At 64.7% G+C, this 17,002-nt stretch carries 19 protein-coding genes; 11 read left to right on the forward strand and 8 right to left on the reverse strand.

From position 1 onward, the window contains the following. Positions 1-215, reverse strand: a 215-nt coding sequence (locus F604_RS0105070) for a helix-turn-helix domain-containing protein (RefSeq protein ID WP_019550691.1), incomplete at its 3' end; no start/stop codon positions are given. 271 nt (positions 216-486) lie between these two features. Here F604_RS0105070 and topA point away from each other — a divergent pair. Both topA and F604_RS0105080 read left to right on the forward strand, forming a co-directional pair. Next, positions 487-2,994, forward strand: a complete 2,508-nt coding sequence (gene topA / locus F604_RS0105075; protein ID WP_248644132.1) for a type I DNA topoisomerase — start codon at positions 487-489, stop codon at positions 2,992-2,994. Then, a complete protein-coding gene (locus F604_RS0105080; protein ID WP_019550693.1) occupies positions 2,994-3,254 on the forward strand; it encodes a hypothetical protein in 261 nt (86 codons plus the stop codon). The genes topA and F604_RS0105080 overlap by 1 nt, the downstream gene beginning before the upstream one ends. Here F604_RS0105080 and F604_RS0105085 read toward each other — a convergent pair. The 4 genes from F604_RS0105085 to F604_RS0105100 are packed head-to-tail and all read right to left on the reverse strand — an operon-like array spanning position 3,196 to position 5,802. Beyond that, a complete protein-coding gene (locus tag F604_RS0105085) occupies positions 3,196-4,335 on the reverse strand; it encodes a VanW family protein (RefSeq protein WP_019550694.1) in 1,140 nt (379 codons plus the stop codon). The two genes, F604_RS0105080 and F604_RS0105085, sit on opposite strands and share 59 nt — an antisense overlap. 24 nt (positions 4,336-4,359) lie before the next feature. After that, positions 4,360-5,076 (reverse strand): pseudouridine synthase, encoded by a 717-nt coding sequence (locus F604_RS0105090; protein WP_019550695.1) that lies wholly within the window; start codon positions 5,074-5,076, stop codon positions 4,360-4,362. After that, the gene (locus F604_RS0105095; protein ID WP_019550696.1) at positions 5,073-5,402 is read right to left on the reverse strand and encodes a nucleotidyltransferase domain-containing protein; all 330 of its coding nucleotides are present in this window, start codon (positions 5,400-5,402) and stop codon (positions 5,073-5,075) included. Before F604_RS0105095 ends, F604_RS0105090 begins: the two co-directional genes overlap by 4 nt. Further along, positions 5,383-5,802, reverse strand: a complete 420-nt coding sequence (locus F604_RS0105100; RefSeq protein WP_019550697.1) for a HEPN domain-containing protein — start codon at positions 5,800-5,802, stop codon at positions 5,383-5,385. The genes F604_RS0105095 and F604_RS0105100 overlap by 20 nt, the downstream gene beginning before the upstream one ends. Positions 5,803-5,821: 19 nt before the next feature. Between F604_RS0105100 and F604_RS0105105 the strand changes: the two genes are divergently transcribed. Beyond that, positions 5,822-6,949 carry an alanyl-tRNA editing protein gene (locus F604_RS0105105; protein WP_019550698.1) on the forward strand — a complete coding sequence of 376 codons (1,128 nt, stop codon included), beginning with the start codon at positions 5,822-5,824 and terminating at the stop codon, positions 6,947-6,949. A gap of 4 nt (positions 6,950-6,953) precedes the next feature. After that, complete coding sequence (locus tag F604_RS0105110; protein WP_015718159.1) at positions 6,954-7,724, forward strand: SDR family NAD(P)-dependent oxidoreductase; 771 nt, start codon at positions 6,954-6,956, stop codon at positions 7,722-7,724. An 86-nt stretch (positions 7,725-7,810) separates the two neighbouring features. On the opposite strand, the gene F604_RS0105115 is transcribed toward F604_RS0105110, so the two are convergent. After that, positions 7,811-8,353 carry an NAD(P)/FAD-dependent oxidoreductase gene (locus F604_RS0105115; protein WP_015718158.1) on the reverse strand — a complete coding sequence of 181 codons (543 nt, stop codon included), beginning with the start codon at positions 8,351-8,353 and terminating at the stop codon, positions 7,811-7,813. A 61-nt stretch (positions 8,354-8,414) separates the two neighbouring features. On the opposite strand from F604_RS0105115, the gene F604_RS0105120 reads away from it, so the two are divergent. From F604_RS0105120 to F604_RS0105130, 3 genes are read left to right on the forward strand one after another with little or no spacing between them, the layout of a single operon-like run. Further along, on the forward strand, positions 8,415-9,767 hold the full coding sequence (locus F604_RS0105120; RefSeq protein ID WP_019550699.1) for a PASTA domain-containing protein: 1,353 nt from the start codon (positions 8,415-8,417) through the stop codon (positions 9,765-9,767). A 26-nt stretch (positions 9,768-9,793) separates the two neighbouring features. After that, entirely contained in the window at positions 9,794-10,123 is a 330-nt protein-coding gene (locus F604_RS0105125) for a YraN family protein (protein WP_026328985.1), read from the forward strand. Positions 10,124-10,165: 42 nt separating this feature from the next. Beyond that, positions 10,166-11,953 (forward strand): menaquinone biosynthesis decarboxylase, encoded by a 1,788-nt coding sequence (locus tag F604_RS0105130; protein ID WP_019550700.1) that lies wholly within the window; start codon positions 10,166-10,168, stop codon positions 11,951-11,953. Here the strand turns inward: F604_RS0105130 and F604_RS0105135 are convergent. Continuing rightward, the gene (locus tag F604_RS0105135) at positions 11,950-12,924 is read right to left on the reverse strand and encodes a response regulator (protein ID WP_019550701.1); all 975 of its coding nucleotides are present in this window, start codon (positions 12,922-12,924) and stop codon (positions 11,950-11,952) included. The genes F604_RS0105130 and F604_RS0105135 overlap by 4 nt on opposite strands. Then, positions 12,921-13,526, reverse strand: a complete 606-nt coding sequence (locus tag F604_RS0105140) for a DUF4388 domain-containing protein (protein WP_019550702.1) — start codon at positions 13,524-13,526, stop codon at positions 12,921-12,923. Before F604_RS0105140 ends, F604_RS0105135 begins: the two co-directional genes overlap by 4 nt. Before the next feature lie 72 nt (positions 13,527-13,598). On the opposite strand from F604_RS0105140, the gene trmB reads away from it, so the two are divergent. The 4 genes from trmB to tatC are packed head-to-tail and all read left to right on the forward strand — an operon-like array spanning position 13,599 to position 16,980. Further along, the gene (gene trmB, locus F604_RS0105145; protein WP_019550703.1) at positions 13,599-14,564 is read left to right on the forward strand and encodes a tRNA (guanosine(46)-N7)-methyltransferase TrmB; all 966 of its coding nucleotides are present in this window, start codon (positions 13,599-13,601) and stop codon (positions 14,562-14,564) included. A gap of 21 nt (positions 14,565-14,585) precedes the next feature. Then, the gene (gene glmU, locus F604_RS0105150; RefSeq protein WP_019550704.1) at positions 14,586-15,947 is read left to right on the forward strand and encodes a bifunctional UDP-N-acetylglucosamine diphosphorylase/glucosamine-1-phosphate N-acetyltransferase GlmU; all 1,362 of its coding nucleotides are present in this window, start codon (positions 14,586-14,588) and stop codon (positions 15,945-15,947) included. A 41-nt stretch (positions 15,948-15,988) separates the two neighbouring features. After that, positions 15,989-16,240: a TatA/E family twin arginine-targeting protein translocase gene (locus F604_RS0105155; RefSeq protein ID WP_019550705.1), complete on the forward strand. Its 252-nt coding sequence runs from the start codon at positions 15,989-15,991 to the stop codon at positions 16,238-16,240. Next, entirely contained in the window at positions 16,237-16,980 is a 744-nt protein-coding gene (gene tatC / locus F604_RS0105160; protein ID WP_019550706.1) for a twin-arginine translocase subunit TatC, read from the forward strand. The genes F604_RS0105155 and tatC overlap by 4 nt, the downstream gene beginning before the upstream one ends. Positions 16,981-17,002 lie beyond the last annotated feature (22 nt).

A 17,002-nucleotide genomic window follows, 5' to 3' on the forward strand; every position in this document is an offset into this window, starting at 1 on the left:
AGGCCCTGTTCCAGGAAGCGCCTGAGGACGAGGTAGACGGTGGAGCGGTCTTTGTGGAAGTGGCGGGCGATTCTTGGGGCGGTCCAGCCCTCGGCGGCCAGGCGGACCATGGCGGCCCAGAGGCGGGTTTTCTTGTGGGTCTTCGGGTCCAGGGAGAGTTCCAGCAGGAGCCGGTCCTCCTCAGGGGTCAGCTGGATCTGAAGAGGGGCTGCCATGTTGACATGATAAGGGGTTGGCACTTAAAGGGTCAAGCCTTGACAAGCGAGGCAAGAGGCCCATAAATAGGGGGCGATGCCGCCTAGAGACAGGCCCCATAAGGCTCAAGCGAAAAACCGCCGTGGTCAGAAGGGTTCAGTGGAGGGACCCGATGCATCTCGCAGTAGCTCTTTGGCTGACCCAACAGGGTCCCTCTTCCAGGGCAGGCCCCTAGAGGCATCCACCCTGGTGGTGGTGGAATCCCCCGCCAAGGCCAGGAGCATTCAAAAGATGCTGGGGCCCGGCTATGAGGTGCGGGCGAGTTTGGGGCACGTGGCCGACCTGCCGGAACGAGAGCTCGGGGTGGATGTGGAGCGGGACTTCGCCCCCACTTACGAGGTGAAAAAGGACAAAAAGCCCGTGTTGGAGGCTCTAAAGCGGGCGGCTAAGGGAAAGCGCCTTCTCATCGCCACTGACCCTGACCGGGAAGGGGAGGCCATCGGCTGGCACGTGGCGAGGCTTCTGGGCTATGACCCCAAAGAGCCTCTAAGGGTGGAGTTCCACGAGATCACCCCCAGGGTGGTGCGGCAGGCGGTGCAAAACCCGAGGCCCATAGACCAGAACCTGGTGGATGCCCAGCAGGCCCGGAGGGTCCTGGATCGTCTGGTGGGCTATAACCTCTCTCCTCTTCTTTCCCTGGAGTTCCGCAAGCGGGCCCTCTCCGCGGGAAGGGTCCAGAGCGTGGCCCTGCGGCTTTTAGTGGAGCGGGAGGAGGAGATCGAGGCCTTCCGCCCGGAGGAGTACTGGACCCTGGAGGGGGTTTTCGCCCTGGGCCAGGACCGAACCCTTCCCGCAAGCCTCTATGAGGTGGAGGGCAAGCGGCTATGGGCCGGCCAGGGGGAGAAGGAGGGGAAGCTCCACCTGGCGAACGAGGCCCAGGCCAAGGCCTTGGCCGAGGAGGTCAAGGGGCGGTCCTACCGCGTGGTCCAGGTGGAAACCAGGGAGCGCCGCAAATCCCCCCCGCCTCCTTTCACCACCTCCACCCTGCAGCAGGCGGCCAGCAGCCGCCTGGGCTACACCGCAAGCCGCACCATGCGCATCGCCCAGCGCCTCTACGAGGGCGTGGACCTTCCCGAGGGGACGGTGGGCCTCATCACCTACATGCGCACCGACTCGGTGCGGGTTTCCCCGGAGGCCTTGCAAGCGGCCCGGGAGGTCATTCAAAGGATCTTTGGCCTCGAGTACCTGCCGGAAGGCCCCAGGGTTTACCGGAACCGCAAGGAGGGGGTGCAGGACGCCCACGAGGCCATCCGCCCCACCGACGTGCGGCGCACTCCCGATAGCGTGAGGAAGTACCTTTCCGACGAGGAGTATCGCCTTTACGACCTCATTTGGCGGCGCTTTGTCGCCAGCCAGATGCGGGATGCCCTCTACGACCAGACGGTGGTGCTTCTCAAAGATGAGGGGGAGAAGCCCCGTTTCACCTTCCGCGCCTCGGGCTCGGTGCTTAAGTTTGAGGGGTACCTGAAGGCCTGGGGGCGGGGGGATGAAGGGGGGGTGGCGCAGGCGGTAAATGAGGGCCAAGAGGTGGAGGCGGAACCCCCCTTGCCCCTGGTGGCGGAGGGCACAGGGGCAGAGCTTTTGGAGGTCAAGGCCCAGCAGCACTTTACCGAGCCCCCGCCCCGGTACACGGACGCCACCCTGGTGAAGACCATGGAGGAGCTTGGCATCGGGCGTCCCTCCACCTATGCCCCCACCCTGGAAACCCTGGAAAAGCGGGGGTACATGGTGCGCAAGGGGCGCACCCTGCTGCCCACTCCCCTGGGCCGCCAGGTGACCCACTACCTCAAGGAGCGCTTCCCTCAGGTGGTGGCCTACGAGTTCACCGCCCGCATGGAGGACCGCCTGGACCAGGTGGAGGAGGGGAAAGCCCCCTGGCCCAAGGTGGTTTGGGAGTTCTACGAGCCCTTTCTGGGGGAGCTTTCCCAGGTGCCCAAGAAGACCTGTCCCCGGTGCGGGAGGCCTTTGGAGCTAAAGGTAAGCCGGTTCGGCCAGTTTCTGGGGTGCACGGGCTACCCGGAGTGCACCTACACTGAGCCTTTGGAGAGGAGAAAGGAGGCCGAGCCCATCGGGGAGGCTTGCCCCAAGTGCGGAAGACCCCTGGTGCGCAAGGAGGGCCGGTATGGCAGCTTCATCGCCTGCTCCGGCTACCCCGAGTGCGATTACACCCGGGACGATGGCGAGCCCACGGGGCATACTTGCCCCAAGTGCGGAAGCCAGGTCCTCGAGAAGCGAAGCCGCCGCGGTAAGCCCTACTACAAGTGCGAGAACAACGCCTGCGATTTCCTTTCCTTCTATCCCCTTCTGGACCAGACCTGCCCCTCCTGCGGCTGGCCTTTGGTGAAGAAGGGGGAAGGAGCCTGCATGAACCCTGCCTGCCCGGTTCACGACCCCAAGCTGGTTCCTCCCCCCAAAGCTTCCAGCCGGGCTGCCTCCTCGTCAGGGGAGTTGGCTTCCAGGGGCAGGAGGTCCTCCCGCCGCAAGGCCGCTAGGGCAGGAGAAAGCCGCACTGGGGCGAAGGCCAAGGCGAAGGTTCAGGAACCTTCCCCACCCAAACCCCCCAAGGACTGGGAGGAGCTGAAACCCTTCCTTGGGGAACTCACCCCGGAAGAGCGCCAGGCGGCGGAGGCCTTGGCCCTTGGGGAAGTCCTTTCCCCGGAAGCGGCCAAGCTGGCCCAGCGGGCCATCTTCAAGCTACGCATGAAGAAGGGCCGCGCCAGGAAGGAGGCGGTTACCTGATGGAAAGCTTCAAGCTCCACCTCCTGCGCCTGGCCCGGGAGGGGAAGGTGGAGGTGCCCGGCGTGCCGGTGCGGGGTTATACCCTGGTGGGGGAAGAAGAACGCCAGGATATGGCCTTTTACCTGGTTCTGGAAGGGGAGTTGGTCATTGACCTGCCCCAAGGCCAGTATCTGCACCTGAAAAGGGGGGAGGCCGCCCGGGTTACGGAGCCCCACCGCCTTGTGCCGGTGGAGCGGGTGGTGCTTCTGGAGGTGGGGTAGGCCCTACCAGGTACACGGCACCCCAGGGCCTGTACACGCTCACCACTTTGTTCTCCAGCACCCGGCCGTCCCGGTAGCGCACGGTGCGCCTCACCTCTACCCTGGCCCCCTCGGCGGCGAAGTCCACCTGTTTGCGCACGCCAGGGGGCAAGGAGGGGGCCGGGATCTCCCGGGGGGGTAAGGGAGGCTTCCTATCGGAGATGAAGGGGCCTTCCCAGCGCACTTCCCGGTCCTTGGTGCCGAAGAGGTGAAAGCGGAGCCGGGTGCCCACCACGGAGCGCTGCACCAGGATGTGCCCCGGGGTGTCGTTCACCACCTTGAGGTCCTTGTAGGGTTGGATCACCGCGGCGTCCAGGCCCGTGGGTTTGTAGTAGGCCACCTGGTAACTGTGGGCGTGGCGCTCCTTTATGGGTAGCCCGGCCAGGAAAAACGCCCGGAACAAGGTGGTGGAAACCTGGCAGACCCCGCCCCCCACCCCCTGCTCCGTGCGGTCCCCTACGATGACGAAGGCTTCCTTGTATCCCTCTTCCTCGGTGATGGGCCCCAGGGCTTGATTGAAGGAGAAGGTGCCCGGGGGGATCAAGAGGCCGTCCAGCTTGCTGGAGGCAAGGAGCAGGTTGTGGGCACGCTCCCGGCTGGAACCCCGGAAGTCCGTTTCCCCGGTGGCCAGGTGCTCCCGGATTCCCAGGGCGTAGAGGTCCTTGAGGCTTGGGGTGGGCGGGAGGTAGCGCACGGGCAGGCGGAAGCTTTTGCGCCCGTTGGCCAGAGCCTCGCGATAGGCGGCCAAAACCTCGGCCTCGTCAAAAGCGAGCCCCTTTTTCTCCACCCCCCGCCAGCGCCCATCCTGCAGGACGAAGCGGGGCCTTTTGGGTTCACGGGCCAGCTTTTTGATGAGGACTCTCAGCTCCTTCTCCGTGGCCACAGGATAGGGTTGGCTACCTACATAGCTGAGAATCTGACCATCTTCAATGACGTCCTCTTCCAGGACCAGGATGGCGGTGATAGGGGAGGAATCAGGGGTGGTGCTACCCTGGGCCAGGGCAAGGCCCAGGGCCAGCGTCCAGGCGAATCGCCGAAGCATGGGGGCAATCTATCACGTGTTCTGTTAAAGGTCTGTGAAAAGCCCCACCACCCGGTACAGGGCTTCCTCCTCCTCTTGGGAGAGGTAGCGGGCCTGTCCTACGGGGAGGTCCCCTAGGGTGAGGGGGCCCAGGGAGAGCCGCTTCAGGTAGAGGACACGGTTCCCTCGAGCCTGGAACATGCGCTTTACCTGGTGAAAGCGCCCTTCCCTCAGGACCAGCTCCACCCGGGTGGGGTCTTGGTCCCAGGAGAGCTCCGCGGGAAGAAGCCGCGTGCCCTCTAGAACCAGGCCCTCTCTAAAGGCCTCCTGGTCCTCCCTTGTGGCGGGGCGTTCCAGATGGACCAGGTAGCGCTTTTCCACCTTGTGCCGGGGATGGGTGAGGCGGTGGAGAAGCTCGCCGTCGGTGGTGAAGAGGAGAAGCCCTTCCGTGTCCTTGTCCAGGCGGCCCACCGGGGAGAGGTCCCGGGTGGGAAAGCCTTCCAGGAGAGCGTAGACCGAAGGGCCTTCCCTCCGGCTGGTCACGTACCCCGCCGGCTTGTGCAGGAGGATGTGGTGGTGGCACCGCAAGACAAGGAGTTCACCGTCCACCTCGAGGCGGGCACCTGGGGGCACGTGAAAGGCTGGGTCCCTGACCACCTGGCCTTCCACCTGTACCTGGCCGCTTCGCACCAGGCGGGCCACCTCCTTACGGCTTCCCAGGCCCAGGCGGGCCAGGAGCTTGTCGAGCCTTTCCCCCCTCATAGCTCCAAGGCTCCTTCCAGCCACCACAGGGCCCCCTTGGCCATGGCCTGGGCGAACTCCTCCGGGGTTAGGCCCTTGGCCTCCACCCGCCCGGGGTTGAGGCCTTGGAGGAAGAGGAAGCGCTCTAAGGGGTCTTTCGGCAGATGGGGGGAGACCACCAGGAGGTCTATGTCGCTTTCCAGGTTGAAGCTACCCCGGGCTACCGAGCCATAAAGGTAAACCCGGGCCTCTCCCAGGGTTTCCCGCACCCTTGTGGCGTAGGCTTGGGCCTCTTCCAGGAGGGCCTCCCAGGCGGCCATTCGCAGCCTAAGGGCTTCCGAGGCCACGCCAAACCTCCTCTGCCCATTTCAGAACGCCCTCGGCTGCCCTTAGGGCCTCCTCAGCCCGGGCCCGCGTGTAGTACTCGTAGGGGCTTCCTTCGGGGTAGGCATCGGGATAGCGGGCGGGAATGTAATGGGCGTCTAAGGTGCGCGCCTTTTCTTCCAAGGCTTCGGGGACCTCATGGCCCGCTTCCTTCAGCGCCTGGAGCAGGCGGATCAGGGCGTGACCAAAGGCGGGCTGTCCTAGTCCCCGTAGCAGGCCCTTAAGGGCGTATTCCCCTGCCTGGTGGGCCTTAAAGCTGGCCCAGTCGTAGTCCCCTTCCTCCAGGTCCCGCTTCCCAGAGGCCAGGGTATGCTGGGCTTGCGCGTACCATCTTGCCCATTCCTCCCAGTCCAGGGGTGCCATCCTCTTTATTCTAAAGGGCATGAGGCTTTACCAGGAGGACAGCTACGCCACCCGCTTCCAGGCCCGGGTGGTGCGGGCTTGGAGCGACGAGCAGGGCCACCATGCCGTGCTTTCCGAAACCCTCTTTTACCCGGAGTCCGGGGGGCAGCCCGCGGATACCGGGGTCTTAAGGGGAGGGTTTGGCGAGGTGCGGGTATTGCACGTGTACGAGGAGGCCAAGGCCTTCGGGGATGTGGTGCACCGTGTGGACGGCCCTATCCCCGAGGGAGCGGAGGTGGAGGGAGAGATTGACTGGAACCGGCGGTTTCGCCACATGCAGCGCCACACCGCCCAGCACATTCTTTCCCAGGCCCTCCTCAGGGCCGGGGGGTACCACACCATCGCCGTGAGCCTGGATAGCCCGGTTTCCACCGTGGACCTCGAGGAGGAAGTGGAGGAGGCCAAGCTCCAGGAGGCGGAGGCCCTGGCCAACTTCGCCGTGTACGCGGACTACCCCATAGAGGCCTTTTGGGTTTCTGAGGAGGAGCTTGCCCGTTACCCTTTAAGGCGGCCTCCCAAGGTTCAGGGCCAGGTGCGCCTGGTGCGGATCGGGGACTTTGACCTGGCGGCCTGCGGGGGCACCCACCTGAGGACCAGTGCCCAGGCGGGCCCCATCAAGGTCCTGAAGTGGGAGCGGTACAAGGGGGGAAGCCGGGTGTACTTCATGGCGGGGTGGGAGGCTTTGGAGGACTACCATGCCAAGCACGCCCTGCTTTCCCGCCTGGCCCTTTCCTTCTCCACCAGCCCCCTGGAGCTGGAAAAACCGGTGCGTCGGCTTCAGGAAGAGGTGTACGCCCTAAAGGGCGAGAACCTGGAGCTTAAGGAGGCTTTGGTGGAGGCCCTCCTGCCCCGGGCCCTCGAGGAGCGGGTGCTCCTGGTGCCGGCTCCCGTCCTGGGGGACCTGGCCAAGAGGCTTCTTTCCTGGAGCGAGAAGACCTTTTTGCTCCTTTCCCCCGAGGGTCGCTTCGCCGCCCTGGGCCCCGGCCGGCAGGAGGTTTTGGAAAGGCTTAAGGCCCTTGGGGCCAAGGGCGGGGGAAAGGAGGTGGTCCAGGGAAGCCTGCCCAAGGAAAAGGTGGCCGCGGCCTTGGATCCAAGCCTCGTAAGCTAAGGCCATGGGGCTTTTTGAGGGAAAGGGAATCCTGGTGACGGGAGCGGCCCGGGGTATCGGCCGGGCCATCGCCCGGGCCTTCGCCCGGGAAGGGGCCCTGGTGGCCCTTTGCGATCTGCATCCCGTGGGGCGGGGGGTGGCGGAGGAGATCGGAGGCTTCTTCGTGCAGGCGGACCTGGCCGAGGAAAGGGACCGGGTGCGCTTCGTGGAGGAGGCAGCCCATGCCCTGGGGCGGGTGGACGTACTGGTCAATAACGCAGCCATCAGCGCCCCAGGGTCGGCCCTGACCGTGAAGCTCCCCGAGTGGCGAAGGGTTCTGGAGGTGAACCTCACCGCTCCCATGCACCTCTCCGCCCTGGCGGCCAGGGAGATGGCCAAGGTGGGCGGGGGGGCCATCGTGAACGTGGCCAGTGTCCAGGCGCTTTTCGCCGAGCAGGAAAACGCCGCTTACAACGCCTCCAAGGGAGGGCTGGTCAACCTCACCCGTTCCCTGGCCCTGGACCTGGCTCCCTTGGGCATCCGGGTGAACGCCGTGGCCCCGGGGGCCATTGCCACGGAGGCGGTACTGGAGGCCATCGCTCTTTCCGAGGACCCGGAGAGGACCCGCCGGGACTGGGAGGATCTTCACGCCCTGAGGAGGCTGGGCCAGCCTGAGGAAGTGGCGGAGGCAGTGCTTTTCCTGGCCTCGGAGAAGGCCAGCTTCATCACCGGGGCCATTCTGGTGGTGGACGGGGGGATGACGGCCAGCTTCATGATGGCGGGTAGGCCAGTGTAGCGCCGCCCCACCCTGGTTTTGCCAGGGTGGGGGCCAATCCCTGGCCCGTGCTATTTAGACTTTTACCGATATGGCGAAAAAGGGCATCACGTGGCGTGGTCCTTGTAGGGCTCTCCCCGCAGGTCGGAGATCAAGTGGATGGCCACGTAGGCTCCGTCCCCTGCGCTCACGATGGCGTGTCCCGGCACCTTGCCCCGGGCCACCCCAGCGGCGTAGACCCTGGGATAGCTGGTACGGCCAGCCTCGTCGGTTTCTATGTGGACTCCCTTGCGGGTAAGGCCCAGGAGGGAGGGCAGGGTGGGGTCTTTGTGGGTGCAAAGGAGAAGCCTTTCCGCTTCCACCACGCCCTCCTCGGTTTCCACTTCAAAGACCCCTCCCAGGTCCCGCACTCCCTTGACTACGCCCCTTTGGATCTCTGCCCCGTAGCGGCGGGCGTGCTCTTTTAGCCTCTCTAGAAGCTCCTTGCCCGAGGGTTCGTCCAGCAGGCCAGGGTAGTTGGGGACCCGGCTTACCTGGGCGATCTTGGAATGGCCCCCGTCCAGCACCAGGACCTTAAGCCCGGCCCTGGCGAGGAAAAGGGCCGCGGAAAGACCCGAGGGGCCGCCGCCTACCACGAGAACGTCCCACATACCTTTTTAGAGTATATGGGTCGGGAACGGAGGAGAGAAGGCAAGGTATAATCGGCGGCGCATGATCTTGGACGACCGCTACCCGGTGCTGGAGACCCTCGAGGAGAAGGAGGGGATCACCCTTTATCGGGTGGAGGGCGGGGTGGTTTTCTTTTTCCAGGTGCGCACCCCCGAGGACAAGGAGCGCTTTTACCGGTACCGGGCGGCCATCAAACGCCTAGAGGAGCTCGGGCTTGTGGAGGCGGCGGTTTCCGCCAAGCCCGGGCGCTACTACGCCTTTTTTCCCGAACGTCCCCTGGCCCGTAAGGCTCCGCCCCGGGCTGCCCTCGAGGCCCTGGCTCCCTTGGGTTTTGGCCCGGAGCATCTGGCCATGGCCGAGGAAGGGGTGGCCTATCTTTCCCCCTGGCCCCTGGGGTCTAGCCGGCGGGCCTTGGCCCGGGGTCCTTCCCGCCTCCAGCCGGGCTTCCTTCTAGGGGTAGCCCCGGGCCTTCTCCTCTTCCTCCTGGGGCTATGGCTTTTTTCCCAAGGGGTTTACCGCTACTTCAACCCTCCGGAGTACGCTGTGCCGAACCTGGTGGGCAAAACCGCCCGGGAGGCCTTTCTCCTTTTGAAGGATATGGAGCTCAGGCTGGAGGTGGTGGAGGGAAACGACCCGGCCAAGCCCAAGGAGGTGGTGCTGGCCCAGGAGCCTCCACCGGGAACCCGCCTTAGGGCGGGGCGCACCGTGCGCCTCACCCTTAACCAGGCCCGGCTGAACCCTCTGCCCGAGCTCAAGGGACTTCGCCAGGAGGAGGCGGAAGCCCGGCTCTCCGAGCTGGGCTACCGCCTGGCTGGGGTGGCCCAGGTGGAAAGCCCCGAGCCCCTGGGCACGGTCCTGGCCAGCGACCCACCTCCTGGCACCCCCCTGCCTCCTGGGGCCCCGGTGCGGCTTCTGGTTTCCCGGGGTGCTTCCCTGGGTCCCACGGTGCCCCTTCCCCAGCTCACGGGTTTAAGCCAGAAGGAGGCGCTTTTCCTCCTGAACGCCATGGGCCTGCAGGTCCAGGTGGAGGAGGTGCCCTCCGGGGCTCCGCCCGGCACGGTGCTGGCCCAGGAGCCCGCCCCCGGCACCCCCATGCCGCCAGGAAGCGGGGTGCGCCTGAGGGTGGCGGCGAGGGGAGAGGTGCGGGTGGGGGCTTTGAGCCCTCTGCCTGCCCCTAAGCCCGAGGCCCGTACCGTGACCCTGGCCCTGAACCTGCCCCCGGAGGTGGAAGGACGCCAGGTGCGCCTGGTGCTGGTGGACGACCGGGGGGAGCACCTGGTTTACGAGGGGGAAGGCCGTGAGGGCCTGAGGGTTTCGGGTACCTACGAAGCGGTGGGGGAGGCCCACTTCCGCCTTTACCTGGACGGGGAGCTCTTCCAGGAGTGGGCCCCCTGAGGTTTCCCTGGATTGGGGAGGAAGGCGTGAAAGGAGGCTGGGCCGAGGACCTGGCGCTCGCCTACCTTCTTGAGCGGGGCTACCGGCTTCTTGGCCGCAACCGCCGCACCCCCTTTGGGGAGGTGGACCTGTTTCTGGAACAGGACGGGATTTACGTGCTGGTGGAGGTCAAGCAAAGGAGCTCAGGGGCGTTTGGAAGTCCTTTGGAGGCCATTACCCCTAGGAAAGTGGAGCGCCTGCTGAAAAGCGCCCGCTATCTCCTGGGTCGGGATGATCTCCCGGTGAGGCTCGAGGCCATCCTGGTCCACGGGACCCCGAGGGCCCACCGGATAGAGCACCTGGTGTTGGAAGTGTAGGCGGCAATCCTCACGGCTTTTCCCCTTTGGGTAAGCTTGGGGGTGTTTAGGAACCTCGAGGCCTATCTCCTGGCCCTGGAGAAGCGGGGGGAGCTTAAGCGCATAAGGGTGCCCGTTTCCAGCGAACTGGAGATCACCGAGATCGCCGACCGCATGGTGAAGGCGGGGGGTCCTGCGCTCCTCTTTGAAACGGTGGTGGGGAAGGATTTCCCTGTGGCCATCGGCCTTTTCGGCACCCGGGAGCGCACCGCCTTCGCCCTGGGGGTTCGGGACCTGGACGAGCTTTCTGAGAAGGTGGCCCGCTTGCTGGAGTTGAAGCCGGGAAGGGGGGGGATCTCCGCCCTCATGGGCCTTCTTCCCAAGCTTCCCCTTCTTAGAGGGTTCTTCCCCAGGTGGGTGGGGAGGGCCCCGGTGCAGGAGGTGATCCTGAAGGGAGAGGCAGTGGACCTCTTCCGCCTTCCCATCCTGAAGTGCTGGCCCTTGGACGGAGGGCCCTTCCTCACCCTGCCCCTGGTGATCACCAAGGATCCGGAGACCGGAGAGCTCAACGTGGGCATGTACCGCATGCAGGTTCTGGACAAAAGGAGCACGGCCATGCACTGGCAGCTCCACAAGGTGGGCCGCCAGCACCTGGAAAAGGCCAGGAAGCTGGGGAAAAAGCTGGAGGTGGCCGTGGCCCTGGGGGGGGATCCCATCCTCACCTACGCCGCCACCGCCCCTTTGCCCCCTCTTCCCGGGGTAAGCGAGTTCCACCTGGCGGGATTCCTGCGGGGTGCACCCCTGGAGCTCACCCGGGGTGTCACCGTGGACCTTCCTGTCCCCGCCGAGGCGGAGTTCGTGCTGGAGGGCTACATTGACCCGGAAGAGCCCCTGGTGGAGGAGGGTCCCTTTGGGGACCACACGGGCTTCTACACCCCCGTGGATCTCTATCCCCGCTTCCACGTGACCGCCATTACCCACCGGAAAAGGGCCATCTACCCCGCCACCATCGTGGGGGTACCTCCCATGGAGGACGCCTACCTTATCGAGGCTTCCGAGCGCCTTTTCCTGCCGCCTTTGCGCCTCATCCTTCCCGAGGTGGTGGACTACCACATGCCCCCGGAAGGGGTGGCCCACAACTGGGTGAACGTGGCCTTGCGCAAGGCCTATCCGGGCCAGGCCTACAAGGTGGCCTACGGGATGCTGGGGCTTGGGCAGATGATGTTCGCCAAGGTGATCGTGGCCGTGGACGGGGATGTTCCGGTGAGGCCGGGGTTTCAAACCCTTTTGGAAGCCCTTAAGCATGCCCTGCCCGGGCGGGATACCCTTCTCCTCCGGGGGCCTATGGATGTTCTGGACCATAGCTCGAGGGGTTTCGCCTTTGGGGGGAAGCTTATCCTGGATGGTACCCGGAAGCTTCCTGAGGAAGGGGGGGAGGGACCCTTTACACCCCGGGCGCACCAGGAACTGCCCCATGAACCGGAGGTGGTGGCGCAACGTCAGTGGCCGGGGATCTGGGGGGTGGCCTTGCGCAAGGAGCGCCCGGGCCAGGCCTGGGCCTTGGCGGAACGGCTCCTTAAGGCCCCGCAAAGCACCGGCATCCGCCTTCTTCTCCTGGCGGACCACGATGTTCTCCTTACCCCTGAAGAGGTTCTTTGGGCTGTTCTCAATAACATAGACCCCGAGCGGGACGCCCGGGTGATGCCAGGGGTGGAGGGGCCGGTTTTGGTGCTGGACGGCACCCGCAAGTTTTCCGAAGAGGGTTTTGACCGGGTCTGGCCCGAGCGCATCCGCATGGACCCTCGCATTAAGGCCCTGGTGGATTCCCGCTGGGAGGAATACGGCCTTTAAACCGCCCGCAGGGCCCGGTTGCGCAGAAGACCGCTTTTCAGGGCCCGCACCACCTCCCGATGCAGGCGACCCTTCCGGGCTTCCTCCTCCAGCACCTCCAAGGCTTCCTCGGGGCGCAAGGACTTCCGGTAGGTGCGCACGCTGGTGAGGGCGTCGTAGATGTCGGCGGCACTGAGGGCCTGGACCAGAAGGGGAACCTCGGTGAGGCCATCGGGGTAGCCGGAGCCGTCCAGCTTTTCATGGTGCCAACGTATGTAGGGGCGCAAGCGGGGGTAAGCCCTTAGGGGCTGGATGATCTCGTCGCCCTTGACCGGGTGTTGCTTTATAAGGCGCCACTCGTTTTCCGTGAGGGGGTAGTCTCCCCTCAGGATGTGGTCGGGGATGCCGATCTTGCCTATATCGTGGAGCAAGGCTCCCATATGTAGCTCCTCTAGTTCCTCTGCTGTGGCCCCCAACTCCTCCGCCGTCCAACAAGTATACTGGGCCACCCTTTCCCCGTGGCCAGCGGTGTAGGCATCCTTCACCTCCACCGCCCGCACCAAGGCTAAAAGCGTTCTTTCCAGGTCCTCTAGCTTTTCCTGTAGCCAGCGCCTTTCCAGGTGTCCCTTAACCCGGAGCCTTAGCTCGGTGAGGTCCACGGGGCGGTTCAGGAAATCGTCGGCCCCGGCCTCAATGCCTTTAAGCCGCACTTCCCTGTCCCCGTCGGCGGTGAGGAGGATGACGGGGAGCAAGGGGTCCAGGGCCTTTACCCTGCGGGTGAGCTCGAGGCCGTCCATGATGGGCATGTGCAGGTCGGTGAGCACCACATGGGGGAGGCTATCCCGAAGGAGGTCCAAGGCCTCTTGCCCGTTTCTCGCCTCCTGGACCTCCACACCTAAAGGCTCCAAGGCCCGCATGAGGAGGAGGCGCTGGATGGGTTCGTCGTCCACCAACAGAACCCGCCTTGGGGGGCGTGTCGCGGCGCGCTTCATAGCCCCATCCCCTTAAGAAACAGCCCTAAGAGGCCTGGCCGAACCCCTTCTATCTTGCCCGTGCGCTCTACCAAGCCCTTTCGTTCCAGGCGAAAGAGGTAAAAACGCACCAGGTCCAGGGGCATTTTCAGGGCTTTGGTCAAGGTTTCCGCAGAGACCCCTTTTTGCAGATAGGGCAGAACCTTCCTCAAAAAGCTTTCTTGGGGAAGGCTCTTCTTCGCCATAGGGGTGACCTTGAAGACCGCCCGGGGGTCGGGGAGAAGGGGCCGGTAGCGCTCTAACTCGTCCTGGAGGGCGATGGTGCTCAGTAGCACTTTTTCCAGGGACCAGTTCAAGCGGTATTTGTGTTTGGGCTTTGCCCCGGGGAAGAACTCAAAGCTTCCTTGCCGGTTCTGGATCAAGGTTTGCAAGAGAGCCTTGGCCGCCAAAGGCTCCAGGGGCTTGCCGTTTTGGTCTATGGAGCGGATGAACCCGGGTTTAAGGTAAATAACGGTGGGGGGAATATCCTTTAGGTTCCAGATCTCCAGGGCCCCTTCCTTCTGGGCAAGGAGCTGGAGGAGCTCCTCTAGGGGTAAGGAATCTAAGCTTCCAAATAAGGCCATAACCCAACCTCCTGCTTTTACCCTAGAGGGACCCTGTGAAAAGGCTTTGAAAAAACCGTATAATCCCCCCTTGTGCTGGTGCGGCCTGCCCTACTCCCCGTTTGGCCCCCTCGGGTAGCGGATCTGTTTGGTCGGGAAGGGCCCTTGGTCCTCGAGGTGGGCTTTGGCGACGGGCGCTTCACCGCGGAGCTTGCCAAGGCCCATCCGGAATGGCTCATCCTGGGGGCTGAGGTCTCGGCGGCCAGCGTCCTGAGGGCCTATAGGCGCCTGAAGCGCGAGGGCATAGGAAACGTGCGCCTTTACCACGGGCAAGGCCCCTTCGCCCTGAGGAACCTGGTGCCGCCGGGAAGCTTAAGGCGGGTCATCGTCAACTTCCCCGATCCCTGGCCCAAGAAGCGGCACCAGGCAAAAAGGCTTTTGCGGGAGGACTTTTTTCGCAAGCTTTCCACAAGGCTCGTGGAGGGTGGGGACCTCCTCCTCACCACCGACCACGAGGAGTACTTTCGCTTCGCCCTGGAGGAGGCGGCAAAAACCGGGCTTTACCGGGTGGAGGTTAGGGATCCGCCTGAGGCCCACCTGCGCACCAAGTACGCCCTCAAGTGGAAGGCGGCAGGCCGCACTTTTTTCCATGCGGTCTTCACCAAGGTGGCCGTTGCTTTGCCCGAAGGGCAAACACGCCTTGCGGATCCCACGCCTTGGCCGCCCATAAGGAGGTACGAGGTGGCCCATGCGCTGTTAAGGGGGGAACTGCCCAAGGAGCTTACCCTTGCCAAGGCTCCCGTGGCCATCCCCGGGGGGGTGGCGGTCTTTCTGGAGGTGGCCCGGGGGGAGGAAGGGTTTTACGTGCTCACCCACGTGGAGGAAGAAGACCTCACCCAGGATTTGCTTCTGGAGGTGAGGAGGAGTGCCCACGGACTCTACGCAGGGGTTAGCCGCTTCGGTAGCCCCCTCATCACCGAGGGGGTGAAGGAGGCGGTGCGGGTCCTGGTGCGGGAGCTCGGGGGGGTGGGCCTCGAGGTGGTCCAGGACCACACCTAGCCCACGCCCTAAAATAGCCCTATGCACGCCCATGTGATCCTGGCCGCCGGGCAGGGGACCCGCATGAAATCCCGCCTGCCCAAGGTACTCCATCCCCTCCTGGGCAAGCCCATGCTGGCCTATGCGGTGGACACGGCCCTGGCCCTGGAACCCCAAAGGCTGGTGGTGGTGGTGGGGCATGGAGCCGAGCAGGTGATGGAGGTCCTAAAGGCCTATCCGGTGGAGGTGGCGGTGCAGGAAGAGCAGCTGGGAACCGCCCACGCCCTTTTGCAGGCGGAGGCCTTGTTAAAGGACTTTCCTGGCCCCACCCTGGTTACCCAGGGGGATACGCCCCTTCTTCGCCCGGAAACCCTAAGGGACCTTCTGGAAAGGGTGGAGGAGGGAGCGGGGATGGCCCTCCTCACCGTGGAGCTTTCTGACCCCACCGGCTACGGCCGCATCCTGCGCCGGGGGGAGGAGGTCTTGGGCAGCGTGGAGGAGAAGGATGCCTCCCCTGAGGTCAAGGCCATCCGGGAGGTGAACGCCGGGGCCTATGCCTTTGACGGCTTCCTCTTCCAGGCCCTCAAGGAGGTGCGAAACGAAAACGCCGCCCGGGAGTACTACCTCCCCGACCTCATCGCCATCTACCGGGCCAGGGGGCGGAGGGTGGTGGCGGTGAAGGGCGTGGTGGAGGAAGCCTTGGGGGTGAACACCCGGGAGGAACTCGCCCGGGTGGAGGGAGTGCTCCTTTCGGCCTTGCGCCGGGAGTGGATGCGAAAGGGAGTGCGGATGATCCTTCCCGAGAGCATCTACCTAGAGGCCAGCGTGGAGCTGGCCCCGGACGTGACCCTCTGGCCAGGGGTGGTGCTTAAGGGAAAGACCCAGATCGGCGAGGGGGCGGAGGTGGGGCCTTACGCTGTTTTGGAAGACACCCTCTTGGAACCGGGGGCCCGGGTATTGGCCCACACCGTGGCCCAGGGGGCGGTGATCGGTAGGGGAGCCGACGCCGGGCCCTTTGCCCGGCTACGCCCCGGGGCCGTTCTCAGGGAGGGGGTCCACGTGGGCAACTTCGTGGAGGTGAAGAATAGCCTCCTCCACCCCGGGGTCAAGGTGGGGCACCTGGCCTATTTGGGGGATGCCGAGGTGGGGGAGGGCACCAACATCGGGGCCGGGGTCATCACCGCCAACTACGATGGCAAGCGCAAGCACAGAACCTTCATCGGCAAGGGAGCCTTCATCGGTTCCAACAGCGTGCTGGTGGCCCCGGTGCGGGTGGGGGATGGGGCCATGGTGGGGGCGGGGAGCGTGATCACCCACGATGTGCCCGAGGATGCACTGGCTGTGGCGCGGGAGAGGCAGCGGAACCTCGAGGGCTACGCCCGGCGCAAGCTGGAGGGGGACTAGGGTTTCACCTTCCTTTCAGCCCGGGTGGTAAACTGGGGGGTATGAACCTGGGCATGCCGGAAATCCTGGTGATCCTGGTGGTGGCCCTCCTCATCTTCGGGCCCAAGAAACTCCCCGAGCTCGGCCGTTCCCTGGGCCAGAGCATCCGGGAGTTCAAGCGGGGGGCCCAGGAGATCCGGGAGGAGCTGGAAAAGACCGTGGACGTAAGGGAAGAGCCGAAGCCGAAGCCGGTTTCCGAGGCTTCCAGCAAGGCCCCGGCGGTTTCCGAACCCCAAGAGGAGCGTAAGGCTTGAAGGAAGCACCCCTGGTTGAACACTTAGAAGAGCTCAGGTCCCGCATCCTCTGGTCCTTGTTGACCTGGGTGGTGGGTACGGGGGTGGCCTGGAGTTTTAGGGTCCAGCTTCTGGAGTGGCTGAAGCGGCCCCTGGACCTGGCGGCCCAGCAGAACCACATCCAGGTGAACCTCATCGTCTTGGACATCACCGAGCCCTTTTTGGTCTCCTTGAAGGTGGCGGCCTTCGGGGGGCTGGTGTTGGCCCTGCCCTTCATCGTCTACCAGGTCTGGGCCTTCATCGCTCCTGGGCTTTACGAGCACGAGAAGCGGCTGGCGGTGCCCTTCTTGCTGGGGGCTGGGTTTAGCTTCGCCTTGGGGGCCCTCTTCGCCTACTACGGCTTTTTGCCCTTCGCCATACCCTTCCTCCTGGGCTTTTTGGGTGAGGTCATCACCCCGCAGATCTCCATCGGCCGCTACATGGGCCAGGTCCTCATGATGATGGGGGTCATGGGCCTGGTCTTTGAGATGCCGGTGGTGAGCTACCTCTTGGCCCGCCTGGGGATCCTTTCCTCCACCTTCCTGGCCCGCAACTGGCGGATCGCCGTGGTCCTGCTCCTCACCCTGGCGGCCCTCATCACCCCCACGGTGGACGTGGTGTCCTTGGCCATCGTTACCGGTCCCCTATTGGTCCTTTACTGGATCTCCGTGCTGGTGGCCAGGGTGGCGGAGCGGGCCAGGCCCAAGGAAGAAGCCGCTTGACACCCTAAGGGGCTTTGCCCCA

Origin of the sequence: Thermus scotoductus DSM 8553, from assembly GCF_000381045.1 — a bacterium.
Lineage (GTDB): Bacteria > Deinococcota > Deinococci > Deinococcales > Thermaceae > Thermus > Thermus scotoductus.